Source organism: Pseudomonas sp. SbOxS1, assembly GCF_013416725.1.
GTDB lineage: Bacteria > Pseudomonadota > Gammaproteobacteria > Pseudomonadales > Pseudomonadaceae > Aquipseudomonas.
The window spans coordinates 564,850-578,865 of the sequence record NZ_JAAVXC010000008.1 but is presented as its reverse complement, the minus strand read 5'-3'; the positions used below and the strand labels follow the sequence as shown (position 1 = coordinate 578,865).

The 14,016-nt window shown below is 62.7% G+C and carries 12 protein-coding genes; 9 read left to right on the top strand and 3 right to left on the bottom strand.

The genetic code is table 11. The features are described from left to right. Positions 1-7 precede the first annotated feature (7 nt). Genes HFK74_RS14670 through HFK74_RS14640 form a run of 7 tightly spaced genes read left to right on the top strand, consistent with a single transcriptional unit; the run spans position 8 to position 6,509 of the window. Positions 8-1,270 carry a type II and III secretion system protein family protein gene (locus HFK74_RS14670; RefSeq protein ID WP_180204113.1) on the top strand — a complete coding sequence of 421 codons (1,263 nt, stop codon included), beginning with the start codon at positions 8-10 and terminating at the stop codon, positions 1,268-1,270. Then, positions 1,267-2,454, top strand: coding sequence for a pilus assembly protein (locus HFK74_RS14665; RefSeq protein WP_180204112.1), 1,188 nt, complete (start codon positions 1,267-1,269; stop codon positions 2,452-2,454). The genes HFK74_RS14670 and HFK74_RS14665 overlap by 4 nt, the downstream gene beginning before the upstream one ends. Beyond that, positions 2,451-3,731, top strand: a complete 1,281-nt coding sequence (locus HFK74_RS14660) for a CpaF family protein (protein WP_180204111.1) — start codon at positions 2,451-2,453, stop codon at positions 3,729-3,731. The genes HFK74_RS14665 and HFK74_RS14660 overlap by 4 nt, the downstream gene beginning before the upstream one ends. A 10-nt stretch (positions 3,732-3,741) precedes the next feature. Next, the gene (locus tag HFK74_RS14655) at positions 3,742-4,626 is read left to right on the top strand and encodes a type II secretion system F family protein (RefSeq protein ID WP_180204110.1); all 885 of its coding nucleotides are present in this window, start codon (positions 3,742-3,744) and stop codon (positions 4,624-4,626) included. Beyond that, positions 4,623-5,513: a type II secretion system F family protein gene (locus HFK74_RS14650; RefSeq protein ID WP_180204109.1), complete on the top strand. Its 891-nt coding sequence runs from the start codon at positions 4,623-4,625 to the stop codon at positions 5,511-5,513. Before HFK74_RS14655 ends, HFK74_RS14650 begins: the two co-directional genes overlap by 4 nt. Before the next feature lie 10 nt (positions 5,514-5,523). After that, the gene (locus HFK74_RS14645; protein ID WP_180204108.1) at positions 5,524-6,222 is read left to right on the top strand and encodes a tetratricopeptide repeat protein; all 699 of its coding nucleotides are present in this window, start codon (positions 5,524-5,526) and stop codon (positions 6,220-6,222) included. 11 nt (positions 6,223-6,233) lie between these two features. Further along, entirely contained in the window at positions 6,234-6,509 is a 276-nt protein-coding gene (locus HFK74_RS14640; protein WP_180204107.1) for a DUF3613 domain-containing protein, read from the top strand. Positions 6,510-7,150: 641 nt separating this feature from the next. Here HFK74_RS14640 and HFK74_RS14635 read toward each other — a convergent pair. Further along, positions 7,151-7,933, bottom strand: coding sequence for a response regulator transcription factor (locus HFK74_RS14635; protein WP_180204106.1), 783 nt, complete (start codon positions 7,931-7,933; stop codon positions 7,151-7,153). A gap of 112 nt (positions 7,934-8,045) precedes the next feature. Continuing rightward, positions 8,046-8,516, bottom strand: a complete 471-nt coding sequence (locus HFK74_RS14630) for an A24 family peptidase (protein WP_180204105.1) — start codon at positions 8,514-8,516, stop codon at positions 8,046-8,048. Positions 8,517-8,747: 231 nt separating this feature from the next. On the opposite strand from HFK74_RS14630, the gene HFK74_RS14625 reads away from it, so the two are divergent. Both HFK74_RS14625 and HFK74_RS14620 read left to right on the top strand, forming a co-directional pair. Next, positions 8,748-9,188, top strand: a complete 441-nt coding sequence (locus HFK74_RS14625; protein ID WP_180204104.1) for a TadE/TadG family type IV pilus assembly protein — start codon at positions 8,748-8,750, stop codon at positions 9,186-9,188. Continuing rightward, on the top strand, positions 9,185-11,953 hold the full coding sequence (locus HFK74_RS14620; protein ID WP_180204103.1) for an ATP-binding protein: 2,769 nt from the start codon (positions 9,185-9,187) through the stop codon (positions 11,951-11,953). Before HFK74_RS14625 ends, HFK74_RS14620 begins: the two co-directional genes overlap by 4 nt. On the opposite strand, the gene HFK74_RS14615 is transcribed toward HFK74_RS14620, so the two are convergent. Continuing rightward, positions 11,923-13,905, bottom strand: a complete 1,983-nt coding sequence (locus tag HFK74_RS14615) for a pilus assembly protein TadG-related protein (protein ID WP_180204102.1) — start codon at positions 13,903-13,905, stop codon at positions 11,923-11,925. The two genes, HFK74_RS14620 and HFK74_RS14615, sit on opposite strands and share 31 nt — an antisense overlap. Positions 13,906-14,016: the final 111 nt, after the last annotated feature.

Sequence of the window (14,016 nt, the reverse complement as noted above, 5' to 3'; positions counted from 1 at the left end):
CACTTTAATGCGCAGACGTAGTACGCCGTTGTTCAACGGCTTGATCTGGGCCACCTTGCTGATCGGCATGCCGCTGACGGCAGCCATCGCTGCCAACGGCAATTGTGCCGCGCTCGGCCCCTTGCCAGCGGTGCTGGAAGTGGGCGAAGGCCTGCAACAGGAAGTGCAATCGCCCGTGGCAATCACCCGGATCGCGGTGGGCGACCCGAAAATCGCCGACGTGCGAGTCAATGGCGACCAGGCGTTCCTGCTCACCGGCATGGGCTCCGGCGCCACCAGCCTGATGGTCTGGACCGCCTGCGCCAGCGCACCGCGCCAAAGCATGGTATTCGTCCAGGGCCGTGCGACGACGGCCATGACCAGTGCCCGGCAGTCACCTTCCGATGACCCGCTGCTGCCATCGCAGGTGCAGACCGACATCCGCTTCGTCGAAGTCAGTCGCACCAAGCTCAAGGAAGCCAGTACTTCGATCTACGGCAAAACCTCGAACTTTCTGTTCGGCTCCCCCGGCACCGTGCCCAACACGGCGGTGACCCCGCGGGTGTTCCCGTTGCGCAACCTGGATCCACGGATTGCCGTGCCGAGCATTCCGCTGGCCAACGACATGTACAACATCGTCGCCGGCGGCGGCAACTTCCTGGCCATCATCAATGCCATGGAAAGCAGTGGCTTTGCCTACACCCTGGCGCGGCCGAGCCTGGTGGCGATCAGCGGACAAAGCGCAAGCTTCCTGGCGGGCGGTGAAATTCCGATCCCGATTCCCAGCGCCAACAGCAACAGCTACTCCATCGAATACAAGGAATTCGGCATCCGCCTGACGCTCACGCCAACGGTGGTCAGCAATGACCAGATCGCCCTCAAGGTCGCTCCCGAAGTCAGCGAACTGGATTACAACAACGCCGTGACCATCGGCGGCACCACGGTGCCGGCGTTCACCATTCGCCGTACCGACACCAGCATCTCCCTGGCCGATGGCGAAAGCTTCGTCATCAGCGGCCTGATCAGCACGCAAAACACCTCGCAGGTGGACAAGTTTCCGGGGCTGGGCGACATCCCGATACTCGGCGCGTTCTTTCGCAGCTCCTCGATCAATCGCGAAGAACGGGAACTGCTGATGATCGTCACACCGCACCTGGTGCAGCCGCTGGCCGTGAATGCGCAACTGCCGTCGCTGCCGGGGGAAAAACTGCGCAATTACGACCCCAACTGGTACCGCCTGTACTTCCTCGAAAACGGCGACTTCGATAAACGCAGCGGGCTATCGCAATGAGCCAGAACCTGAGCCAGACCTTCCTCGCGATCACGCGCAACAGCACTGACCTTGAATGGCTGCAAGGCGCGCTCGCCCCCTTGGGCCAAGTGGTCAGCGCCGGTGGCGGCAGCCTCGACGAACTGCTCGCGCTGGTGGACGTGACCCTGGCCGGCCTGGTGTTCGTGGGCCTGGACCGCGAACATGTCGTGGCCCAGTGCGCGCTGATCGAAGGCGCCCTGGAAGCCAAGCCACGGCTGGCCATCGTCGCGCTGGGCGACGGCATGGACAACCAGCTGGTACTCAACGCCATGCGCGCCGGGGCCCGGGACTTCGTGGCCTACGGCTCGCGCTCCAGTGAAGTCGCCGGGCTGGTGCGGCGCCAGAGCAAACGCCTGCCACCGGTGGTGCCCAATACTCACCTGGGCGGCCTGACCGTACTGTACGGCGTGCAGAGCAACGCCGACGGCGCACTGCTGGCCAACCACATGGCGCAGGTGGTGCAAAAAAGCGGTCAACAAACACTGCTGCTCGACCTCGGCCTGCCCCGGGGGGACAGCCTGGCCCTGCTGGGCCTGGAGAGTTCGTTTCATTTCGGTGATGCCCTGCGCAACTTGCGTCGCCTCGACGCGACGTTGATCGACAGCGCCTTCACCCGTTGCGAAGTCGGGTTGCGGATCCTCGCCTACGCCACCCAGGATGAACCGCTGGAACACACCAGCGCCGCCGAGTTGTACATGCTGCTCAGCGCCTTGCGCCAGCACTTCCAGCACATCGTCGTGAACCTCACCGGCCAGCCTGACAGCGAAGCCCTGCGCACCTTCGTCAGCCATTGCGACAAGCTGCTGTGGTACACCGACCAGAACGTGCTCGACTGCCGCCGCAACCTGGCGGTCCTGAACCTGTGGCGCGAAAAAGGCATGAAGCTCGATCACGCCAAGCTGCTGGTGGACCGCTACCTGCGCAGCGTCGCGCCAGACTCCGAGGCCTTGAGCAAAAGCTTCGGCATGGAGATCATCGCCACCCTCGCCTACAGCCCCGAGGTGCGATTGAACGCCAAGAACCAGGGCGTGACCCTGTTCGAACTGGCCCCACGGGAAGTACTCACCCAAAGCCTGCGCAACCTCGGCGAACGCCTGGCCAAACGCTCCGAAAACCTGGCCAAGCCCAAATCCTGGTTCAGCCGTTTGAGAGGTACGCCATGAGCAGCGAAAAACTGTTCGGCGCAACGCACCGCGGGGTGGCCGGCAATACCGACCACGAAGGCCTGAAACTGGTGTTGCATCGCTACATCATCGACGCCATCGAGGAGTCCGGGAAAAACCTGCTCGAAGGCTCGCGCCAGGTGCTGGCGCAGTTCGTCATCGACAAAGTCGCCGAATACATCGCGCGCCTGCACCTGGCGATTTCGCGCTACGAGATGGAGCGCCTGGCCGAAGAGATCGTCGACGAACTCACAGGCTTCGGCCCGCTGGAAGTGCTGCTGCGTGATTCGGCCGTCACCGAAATCCTGGTCAACGGCCCGCACCGCGTGTTCATCGAGCGCGATGGCGTACTGCATCAGAGCGATTTGCGGTTCATCGATGCGCACCATGTCGAGCGCGTCATCCAGCGCATTCTCGCGCCCCTGGGCCGGCGGCTCGATGAGTCTTCGCCGATGGTCGACGCGCGCCTGCCCGATGGCAGCCGGGTCAATGCGATCATTCCACCGATTGCGCTCGACGGCCCGTGCCTGTCGATTCGAAAATTCCGCCAGGACATGCTCAACAGCACCGACCTGGTGGCCATGCAATCGATCGACCAGGCGATCTACGAATTCCTGCAAGAGGCCGTGGGCAAGCGCTGCAACATCCTGATCAGCGGTGGCACCGGCACCGGCAAGACCACACTGCTGAACATTCTCAGCCAGTTGATCGACCCTCACCAACGGCTGGTGACCATCGAAGACGTCGCCGAACTGCAACTGGGCCACCCCCACGTGGTGCGCCTGGAAACCCGGCCGCCGAATGCCGAAGGCCATGGCGAGGTGAAAGCCAGCGACCTGATTCGCAACGCCCTGCGGATGCGCCCGGACCGGATCATCCTCGGCGAAATCCGCGGTGTCGAAGTGGTCGACGTACTGACCGCGATGAACACCGGCCACGACGGTTCCATGAGCACCGTGCACGCCAACAACGCGCAGGATGCGTTGTTGCGCCTGGAAACCCTGGTTGGCCTGACCGGTCGCAGCATTGCCGAACGAACCTTGCGCCAGATGATCTGCGCAGCGCTGGACGTGGTGATCCAGTTGACGCGCATGCCCGATGGCCGCCGCTGCGTCAGCGAAGTGGTCGAGGTGATCGGCATCCGTGAAGACGTGTACGTCACCAATACGCTGTTCCGCCTCGACCGCCGCAGCGGTTTCGGTTTCATGCGCGAGGCGGTCAACCCCGCCGGTGACAAACTGCGCCGCGAATCGGCGCTCTCTCCCTCGGTGTATTAAAGGCCACGGCATGCTCAAACCGCTGCTGCTCATCCTCGTTTGCCTGGCGTTGCTCATGCTGTCGGCCCGCTTGCTCGTTCGCGGCTTGCGCGAACCCGGCACCCAGCGCGTGCTGGAGCGCCTGGCCCAAGGGCAACCGGAGCGGGTGGCGCGCAAAACAGCCTGGACTGGACTGGATCGCGCCTTCTTGCGCGCCGGTCTCGGCCGGCCCACCGAACGCCTGGGAGTGTGGCTGACGCTGTGGGGCTCGAGTGTCCTGCTCGGCTTCATCGGTGGCGGTTGGCCGGGCTTGCTCGCCCTGTTGCTGTTGCCACCCCTGATTCTGCGCCTGTATGTCGATTGGCGTTACCAGCGCCGGCTCAAGCGCATGATCGAACAATTGCCGGCGCTGCTCGATCACAGCGTGCGCAGCCTGAAGTCCGGGCGAACCCTGGCCGATGCGGTGCTGGGCGCCATCGACGCCGCCGAAGACCCGCTGAAAGATGCCTTGGGCCGGGTGAAACGCCAGGTGCACATGGGCATCAGCCTGCCGGACGCCACCTCGGACTTCGCTGAACTCTACGACAAAGACGAACTTCGCCTGTTTGCCCTCGGCTTGAAGGTCAACCACCGCTACGGCGGCAACGCCAGTGAACTGCTGGAAAACCTGATCAAGATCATCCGCGAACGTGAACAGGCGGCTCGCCAATTGAGCGCCATGACCGGGGAAACCCGGGTCACGGCGGTGGTCCTTGCGCTGATGCCGGTCGGGGTCGCCGGCTACTTCCTGGTGTCCAATCCAAAGTACCTGATGACCATGTGGGACGACAGTTCGGGGCAATCGATGTTGATGGGAGCACTCGCCCTCCAGGTGTTCGGCTGCCTGGCGCTGTGGCGGATGTTGCGCAGCCTATGAACCCGTCCATGCTGCTGAGCTCGCTGCTTTTCCTGCTGGCCTCGGGATTGTTTATCGGCGTCATGGTGCAACTGCGTCGGCGTGCGCGCCAAGTGGTGCAACGCCTGGACGGCAAAACGCCGGGCGAAAGCCGCTTCAGCCAATGGCTGCACGCGCTGGGCACCAGCCGGGTCGGCCAGCAGTCGGTCAAGCTCGACAACGAAACCCAGACGCTGCTCAATTGCCTGGGCTGGCGCACCGCGCGGCAACGGGCGTTGTTCGCCGCCTTGCAGGTTGGCGTCCCGGTACTGGCGCTGGCGTTGAGTGCACTGGTGCAGGGGTTGTTCTACCCCCAGGTCACTCGCCCGTGGCTGGTCCCGGCGTTCGCCCTGGGGATCGGTTATCTGCTGCCCAAGCGCCTGCTGGCCGCCGCGGCGCACCACCGGCAGAAAAAACTGGCAATGGAAATCTCCACCTTCATTCCGCTGCTGCGCATCCTGTTCGAATCGGGCATGGCCGTGGAGCAATCGCTGCGTGTCTTGAGCAATGAAGGCAAACAACTGATGCCGACGCTGACCCACGAGTTGCGCCTGGTGCTGGCTCGCGTCGACTCGGGCCTGGAACTGGGCGATGAACTGAACAAGGTCGCCCGTCTGCTGGCGGTCGACGAATTCACTGACACCTGCGTGATCCTGCAACAGCTGATCCATCAGGGCGGGGGTGCGATGAAATCCCTGCTGGCGCTCAAGCTGTTGCTCGATGACAAGCGCCTGGCGCGCCTTCAGGAATACATCTCCAAGATGTCCGCAAAAATGTCCGTCGTGATGATGCTGTTCCTCTTCCCGGCGTTATTGATCGTTCTGGCGGGCCCGGGCTTCACCGCCCTCGCCCGGGCTTTTGCTTCCTAGGGGAATCGTGATGAAGGCAATAATTGCAGGTTTGTGTCTGCTGATGCTGGGGGGTTGCGCGAGCAACGGCCAGACACCCTGGAGTGCCATGACCGGCACCGCCAGTTGCGGCAAGTTGAACGCCGAACAACAGCTGGCGCTGAACCTGGCCGATGACATGGCCAATGACGGCAAGCTGCACGCCAGCCTGGCCAACCTGCAGAGCCTGCCCGATAACCTGGCCGACGTGCGCCTGCGCAAGGCCAAGGTGTATCGACTGCTGGACCGCAACGAAGCCGAGCCGCTGTACCGCAGCCTGCTCGGCGGCTGCCTGGCCGCCGAAGCCGAACACGGTCTTGGCCAGCTCGCCGCCGCCCGGGGCGACCATGGCCTGGCCCAGGCGCACTTGCAACGGGCCGCCCGCCTGGCGCCCACCGACGAAAAAATCCGCAACGACCTGGGCGTGGTGTACCTCAATCAACTGCGCATCGAAGACGCCAAATTCGAATTCCTCACCGCCATCGAACTCAAGCAGGGCGATCAACTGGCCGCCGTAAACCTGGTGACCCTGTTGATCTACCAGGACGACTGGAACCGCGCCGCCGAGCTGGTCAGCCGCCTGGGCCTGAAACCGGCCCAAGTCACCCAGGCCCAGGCCCGCGCCGAGAAACTCAAGCGGCCAGCCAGGCCTGGATCGACCGTCGCCGCGCAAGTCGCTGCCGTTCAGTAGGGAGCTCCCTGATGAAACCGACCACCCTGTATTGCCTCGGCCTGCTGACCCTGCCACTGGCCGCCCACGCCATCGACGCCGGCCCCTCCTCGGCACAACAACAGGAAACCGAAGGCTGGCTGCAACTGCAAAGCAGCAATGCCAACGCCTCCACCAAGCCGCAAACCGCCAGCGCAGCCGAGCGTGAACTGGCGATGCAGCGTTGGCTGAAGAGTTTTCAGCATGAGATTCCGGAGTTCTTTGACCAGTATGAGGGTGGAACGGTGAATAGCGGATCGCAGGAATAAACTGATTTTTTTGGCGTCTGACAGACCGTCTTCGCGGGCAAGCCTCGCTCCTACAGGAGATCCAGTACATCCGCCAGATGCAGGTCGGCTGTCAGGCCGCCTTCGCGAGCAGGCTCGCTCCTACAGGGGATCCAGTACATCCGCCAGATTCAGGTCGGCTGTCAGGCCGTCTTCGCGGGCAAGCCTCGCTCCTACAGGGGACCCAGTACATCCGCCAGATTCAGGTCGGCTGTCAGGCCGTCTTCGCGGGCAAGCTCGCTCCCACAGTGGGTCGGTGTACACCCTCCGCTCTTCACCACTCATCAGGCCGAGCGTTAGCTCGCCTTCAGCTTTTGATCTTGATCTTGATCTTGATCTGCCGGCCCCTTCGGGAGGCTGAGTGGAGGTGTTCATCCGGGGAGTGGCGCGCAGCGCCGTTCGACGCAGTCGAACACGCTGCATGTAGGTGCCAGCGAAGCCAACCGGAGGGCAGTGTCCCCGGATGGATACCGGAGCGAAGGAACCCCGAGCCTAAGCGAGGGGCCGGACGCTGGGGCAAGACCTTTTGGTTCCTTTTGGGGCGTTTGCCAAAAGGGACTCGCCGTAAGGGCGAAACCATAAGCGGCCGTTACCGCAGGAATGGATATGTACACCAGCGCAGATCAGCTCGTCGACGCCCGATGCCGCAACCCCGAATGATTCGGCGTCATCGCCAACGCCAATTGCGTGCGGTTATGCATATGCGTCAACCGCAACACCTGCGACACGTACAACTTCACCGTGTTCTCGGTAATGCCCAACTCGCAGGCAATCTGATAATTGGTTTTGCCCTTGCCCACCAACCGCGCCACCTCCAGTTGGCGTGGTGATAGCTGATTGAAAATGGCCGGAATCTCGGCCCGCTCGGTATCGGAGGCAGCGCCGTCATCCGCTCCCGATGCAAGCGGTGTGCGACGCACCCTGTCCAGGTCGTCATACAGATCATCAAGCGACTCGGACAGGTATTGCAGCTTCTGGTTCAGATGCCCCAACTGCAACGCCTTGTGCCGCTCCTGCAGTGCCACTTCCTGGCGCTGCACGCCTTCGAGCAACTCGCCCATATCGATCGGCTTCTGGTAGTAATCGGCAACGCCGGCGCGCAATGCCTTGATCACATCCTGCTTGTCCGCCTGCCCGGTGAGCATGATCGCTTCGAAGGCCCGGTGTTTGCCGCTCAGGCGTTGCAGCTCCTGGACCATTTGAATGCCGTCCAGGCCAGGCATGTGTAAATCGCAGAGGACCAGGCCGATGTCCGTGTCGTGCTGGAAACGTTCGATCGCCTGATGGCTGGATTCGCAGGGAACGCAGCGGTAGCCGTTGCTCTCAAGAAATTCGCAAAGTTCTGAAACGATCAAGGGCTGATCGTCGACCACAAGGACTTTTACTGCCGAAGTACGCTTGTTCACGTGCAACTCCCTGCAAGGCCAAGGACTGACCGTCCTATTACTGAATGCCTGGGGCTGTACAACCCCTGTATGAAAGTAGTCGCTCTTTTCGCCGCTGTACAAAAACGGATGCCTAGCCGAGCCAGGCAAATGTCAGCAACAGCCCCACCAGCAAGAAGGGGGCAAAGGGCTGTTTCCTTGACAGACCGGGCTCCAGGTAACACAGGCGACTTCTAAGCCCTTGACTGATATGAAGCCAGACTCTTGGCGCCAGCAGCAGCCAACACACACTGGCCAGGCCGGCGCCGATGAATACGCCCAACACATGCCGACCATCGGTCGCCAGCCCCAGGGCGGTCATGAGTTTGACGTCCGCGCCGCCCAGGCGACGCATCGCGTAGGCGGGCAAGGTAAAGGCCAGGGCCAGCAACGCGGCCCAGCCGCCCTCCTCGGCGGGTGCGCCGATCCAGGTGGTTCCGCTCCATAGCAGATACGCCAGGGCCAGCGCCCCGACGCCCAGGGTCAGGCGATTGGCGATGTGCCGTTGCCGGGCATCCTGGGCTGCGCACAGTGCCAGCCAGATCAGTAGGACAAAGCTCTGCATCCGGTAAAAAGTCCCTTATGGTGTAACGCTGCTCACTTAAGCGCAGGCCACACATTTGTGGCGAGGGGATTTATCCCCGTTCGGCTGCGAAGCAGTCGTAAACCCGAACAACTCAGTCAGTCTGAATGGACGCAAGGGGCCGCTTCGCGACCCAGCGGGGATAAATCCCCTCGCCACAAGCGGAATGATTCTATGCTGACATTACTTCGTGATGTCAGGGTAGACGCACCCATGAAAAGCAACCTCCCTCGTAAGCAAAAAGGTGCCGTAGCGATTGAATTTGCCTTGGTGTTCGTGATCTTTTTTGCCGTGTTCTACGCGATTGTCACCTATAGCCTGCCGCTGCTGCTGATGCAGTCGTTCAACCAGTCGACCGCCGAAGCCGTGCGTCGTAGCGTGGCCCTGGACCCGAACACGCCCGGTTACGAGGCCGCGCTGAAAAACATCGTCAAGCAGGAACTGACTCGGCAGTTGGCGTGGATTCCCGCCGGGCTGAATTTCGATGTCGCCACCGACACCACCACCACTTATACGGGCGGCGTGTTGAAGGTGGTCATCCACTATCCCTCGCAAAAGTTGAATGCGGTGATTCCGTTTCTGAACCTGCCGGGGATTGGTCCCGTACCGAATTTACCGGCCACGCTCACCGCCAGTTCGAGTCTGCAATTTTGAGTGCCGGGGATAAACTCTTCGGGCGCCTGCTCAACCGTCACCCGCCCGCGCCCCCGGAAATCGCGCAGCCCCCGAGCGTGCTCAGCGTCGGCTTGCAGATACAGCTCGATGCCCAAGGCCGAGTGTTGCACCTGAGCGGCCCGTTGCGGCATCTGCTGTCCCAGCAGGTCCCTACAGCACAGCTTGCGCACCTACTGGACTTTCTCTTGCCCCATTGCAGCCTCGCCATCGAGGGCTCTCCCGTCGATTGGCAGGGCCAACACCTGGACCTGGATTTCTACAGCCTCAGTGGCCCGCCCCTGCACCTGCGTGGCTGGGTCCAGCCAATGGCCGATGCCTGGTTGCTGCAGTTGCTGGACATCGGCGACCTGCTGCTTGAACGCCGACAAGCACGCGTGCGCGAGCAGTGCCAGTTGCTCGCGGCACAGATCGGTGAGCAGTTGCGCCTGTGCAGCCTGACACGCTTGCCCGACGTGCTGGTCGACCAACTGCAATCGCTGGCCCAACGCTTTCACATTCCCTGCATCGCCCTGGCGTTGCTCGATGAGCAGGAGCAGGGTTGGCAGATTCACCAGCACTATGCCGACTTCGACGTGCCCAGCCTGTGGCATAACGGTCAGCGCCTGGGTACCGGTCTCGACAGCTTGAACGGCTCCACGCCGTACCACCTGAACCTGGCCGAACACCCGCGCCTGCAAGGCACCTTTGGCAATGCCGAGGGTTTCGCCGTGCCCTATCACGACGCTCAAGGCGTGGTGGCCTGGTTGCTCTGTGGCTGTTACCCGGCCCACCAACAGGCCCCGGACGTCAGCGAGCGCGACTGGTTGCAGTTCGCCGCCGCGCTCGCCGGCCCCTTGCTGGAACGCTTGCGCGAACATCGACACCACCTGCAACTGGAGCGCCTGGAGTCGTTGCAGGCGCTGCTCGGCACCGGCTGGTGGGAAATGTTCAGCGAAAGCAGCGAAGTGCAATTGGCCCCCTCCCTGACCCGCGCCCTGAACCTTGGCCAGGAACGTTTACCGCTGCAGGACTGGCTCGCCCAGGTGCACCCCGCCGATCGCGAAGAGTTGCACAGCCGCCTGCAAGACTTGCAGCACGAAGGCACACCATTGCTGTTGTGCGTGCGCCTGCACCGCGCCGACAGCGACGCTCCAACGGTCTGGTATCGCTTGCAAGGCCAGGCCCTGGGCGTGGGCAGCCAAAGGCGTCTTGTCGGATTCATGCTCGACATCAGCGACATCAAAAATCAGGAGCAACTCGCCGCTGCCGCCCATGCGCGCCTGGACAATCTGATCGCCAGTTCACCCGCGGTGATTTACGTGCAGCGCTATGTCGAAGGTGCGTTGCAACCCACCTTCTTCAGCGACAGCCTGCAACCCTTGCTGGGCTGGGCGCTGGCCGATTGTGCCGGTACGGCGTTGGTCGATCGCGTGCACCCCGAGGATCGCGAGCGCTATTTCGAGCGCACCCGCCTGCTGCTGCGCGAAGGTTCGGTACGTGCACGTTATCGGCTGCGCGACAGTCGAGGCGATTACCACTGGCTGCTCGACGAAGCCAGGTTGCTGCGCGACGACCTGGGATTGCCGGTGGAAGCCGTCGGCCTGTGGCTGGACGTCACCGAAGCGACGCTGGCGGCCGAGCACGTCAAGCAAAGCGAGGAGCGTTACCGGATGTTGGTGGAGGACTCGCCGGCCATGATCTGCCGCTACCGTCCGGACCTGACCCTGACCTTCGGCAACCGGCCGCTGGCGACTTATCTGGAATGTTCGCCCGAGGGCTTGCCGGGGGTGAACCTGGGCAGCTGGATGTCGGCGCAGCAGCGCGAGTCCTTCCTCCAGCGCCTGGGCCAACTGAGCCCGGAGTTCCCGGTCAGCACCGCGGAAATCAACCTGCAGTTGCCCGGCCGGGAACATGCCTGGTGGGTCTGGTCGGATCGCGGCGTGTTCGACGAACAAGGCCGCCTGCTGGAAGTCCAGGCCGTGGGCCGCGACAACACCGAAGTCCGGCGCGCCCAGCAACAACTGACCCAAAGCGCGAAAATGGCCACATTGGGCGAGATGGCCACCGGCCTGGCCCATGAAATCAACCAGCCGCTGAACGTGATGCGCATGGCGATCACCAATGTGCTCAAGCGCCTGGGCAATGGCGACATCCAGATCGATTACCTGACCGACAAGCTCAACCGCATCGACGCCCAGGTCCAGCGCGCGGCGCGGGTGGTGGACCACATGCGCGTGTTCGGCCGTCGCTCGGACATCGAACAGCACCCGTTCGACCCGGCGCAGGCGATCGAAGGCACGTTGTCGCTATTGGCCGAGGGGATGCGCGGCAAAGGGGTGGAACTGCGGGTCAGCGAGAGCGCTTTCGTGGTACAGGTGCGCGGGTATGTCGATCAGTTGGAACAGGTGTTGATCAACTTGATGGTCAACGCCCGGGACGCGCTGCTCGGCAAGCGCGAGGCCGACGGCCAATTCAAGCCGTGGATCGCGCTGTACGCCGAGCGCGATGAACGCAAGGTGCGGCTGTGGGTTGAAGACAACGGCGGCGGTATCGACCCGCGCTTGCTGGAACGGATCTTCGAACCCTTCTTCACCACCAAGCCGGTCGGCGTGGGCACAGGGCTGGGGTTGTCGGTGAGCTATGGCATCGTGCAGAGCATGGGTGGAACACTCAGCGCCAGCAATTCGACCGAGGGCGCGCGGTTTTGCATCGAGCTGCCGATCGTGCCCGTCGATCAGATCACCAGCGACGCGCGCCCGGCGTGACAGCTGAGGTTGGCGCCGACTTCGACCTTGTTCAAGTCGATGCCCAGGCTCGCCAGCAACGTATTGATCAGGGTGTCCAGCAGCGGGCTGAGCACGGTGTTGATCGCATTGACCAACGCGGTGGTGACGTCGTTCAAGATGCTTCCCAGGCCACCGACGATGCTGCCCGACGGCCCATACATGTTCACACCGAGGTTGCTGACGGTGGTGCTCAGGCTGTTGACGATGTTGTTGGTGGTGTAGGCGTAGAAAAACGGTGCCTGGTTGATTTCCGGAAGGTTGGCGGCGGCGGGTGCGGAATACACGTGGGTCATATTGGGGTTCTGAGCGACCGAGGTATTGACCAGGATGTCGATGCCGCCACCGATCCCGGGCCGATGGTTATAACAGTGCAGCGACAAGGACAGCAGTTGCTTGCAGGTCTGCACCCCGATTTCAATGACCTCCAGCGGCTTGACGACATTGGTCGGCGGGACCGTGGAAGCGCCAAATACATCCATCGGGGTCATCTCGCCGACCTTCAATCCGATCAGCGTGGTGGTAGTGCTGGTCGTCAGGCTTTTGCTCGTCGGACTGACACAACTGTAGGCCGTGACGTAGCTCCAGGCACCGGCTGCTTCCAGCGCCACATCGAGCCGTATCGGTGGCGACAGCAGTTTAATTTCCGGTGTGTCACACGGGACACCCAAGGCGCAGGTCAGTGATCCGATAACGCCCACCAAGTCCAGGTGCAGCAGTGCCTCGAGGGTGCTGGTTAGCGGCGCGACCAGGTTCACCACGGCATTGGCCAGTGGCGTGAAGGCGTCCAGCACCGGCAGTTCGATCGACAACAACGTTTTGACTTGGGCCGTCCGAACATAGATCCGGTCAGGCCCCAAAGGTGACAGGGCGGCCTTTTTCGGATTACCCACGGCCGATAGTTGCGGTGGCTGCATCACCTGCACCCGCGCAGTAATCTGCGCCAGCCCCGCGAGGTTGATCGGCAAGGTCGCCACCAGGCCGTTTTGCTTGTTGGCCAATTGCACGACGCCTTCAATCAGGTCGAAGGCTTTGAGGTTCACGGCCAGGGCCGAGATGTCACTGCCACTTTCGACGTGCAACAGCTCGCCCAGTACGACGCTGGTCGTACCGGCCGCCAGCTTGAGCGCCTTCAGGCTGACGATCGTGGCACTCGCCGCCAAGGTGCCATTGGGGTCCAGGACATTGATGGCAGCCTGGATCAACTGGCTGACGGTGATGCTGTTGGACAGCACCTGGTCATAGCCTGCGGCGGTCAGGCCGAGGTCGACTTTCAGGCGATTGAGGTAGCTGAGCAGGCTGATGTTGCTGTTGACCAGGCCATTCCAGCCTGCGGCATTGATCGTCACGTTGCCTCCCAGCAAGCCACCGAACAGCAAACTGGTAATGGCTGCCTTGCTGGTATCGAATGTCAGCACGGTGCTGCGGATGGTCAGTGCCGCCAGCGGAGGCGGGAGCGCGGCGACGGCCTTTGCCTTCAGGGTCAGGGTCGAGCCCGCAGGTGCACCGCCAAACAGTGCGCCGATGCCGCCAGCAAGACTTTGCAGTACGACGTGGCTGGCGATGACCTGGATCGCTTCACTTTTGCCAGGGTCGGCGGCAAATATCCGCAGGCTGTTGGCATCCAGGGTCAGCGCACCGCAGCTGACCGCCAGTGCGCGACCGTCGCTGGGCAAGGTGAAGCCGTTGCGCTGGGCGCTGGCGGTGGCATAGCTGGTCGCGGTGCCACCCGTGGAACAATCACCGCCCCGCGTGGCGGCTTCGAGCGCGGCCATGTCGGCGATGCGCTGCAGGTTGCGTTTTTCCAGATAGAGCCGGCCGCTGTCGATCACCAGCAGCATGAACGCCAGCGCCAGCGCCAACGTCACCGCCGCCATCAGGCCAATGGCCCCTTTTTGTCGCGCAGGGCCGCGAAACTGCATGCGAGGCGACATCGCGCACTCCTTTGCCGGCGCACTGCCGAACGTGACCTCCGTGGGTGTAAGGCAGTGTAGACAAGGGATGGCACGACTGCTGGCACTGTAGGAGCCAGGCTTGCCGGCGAA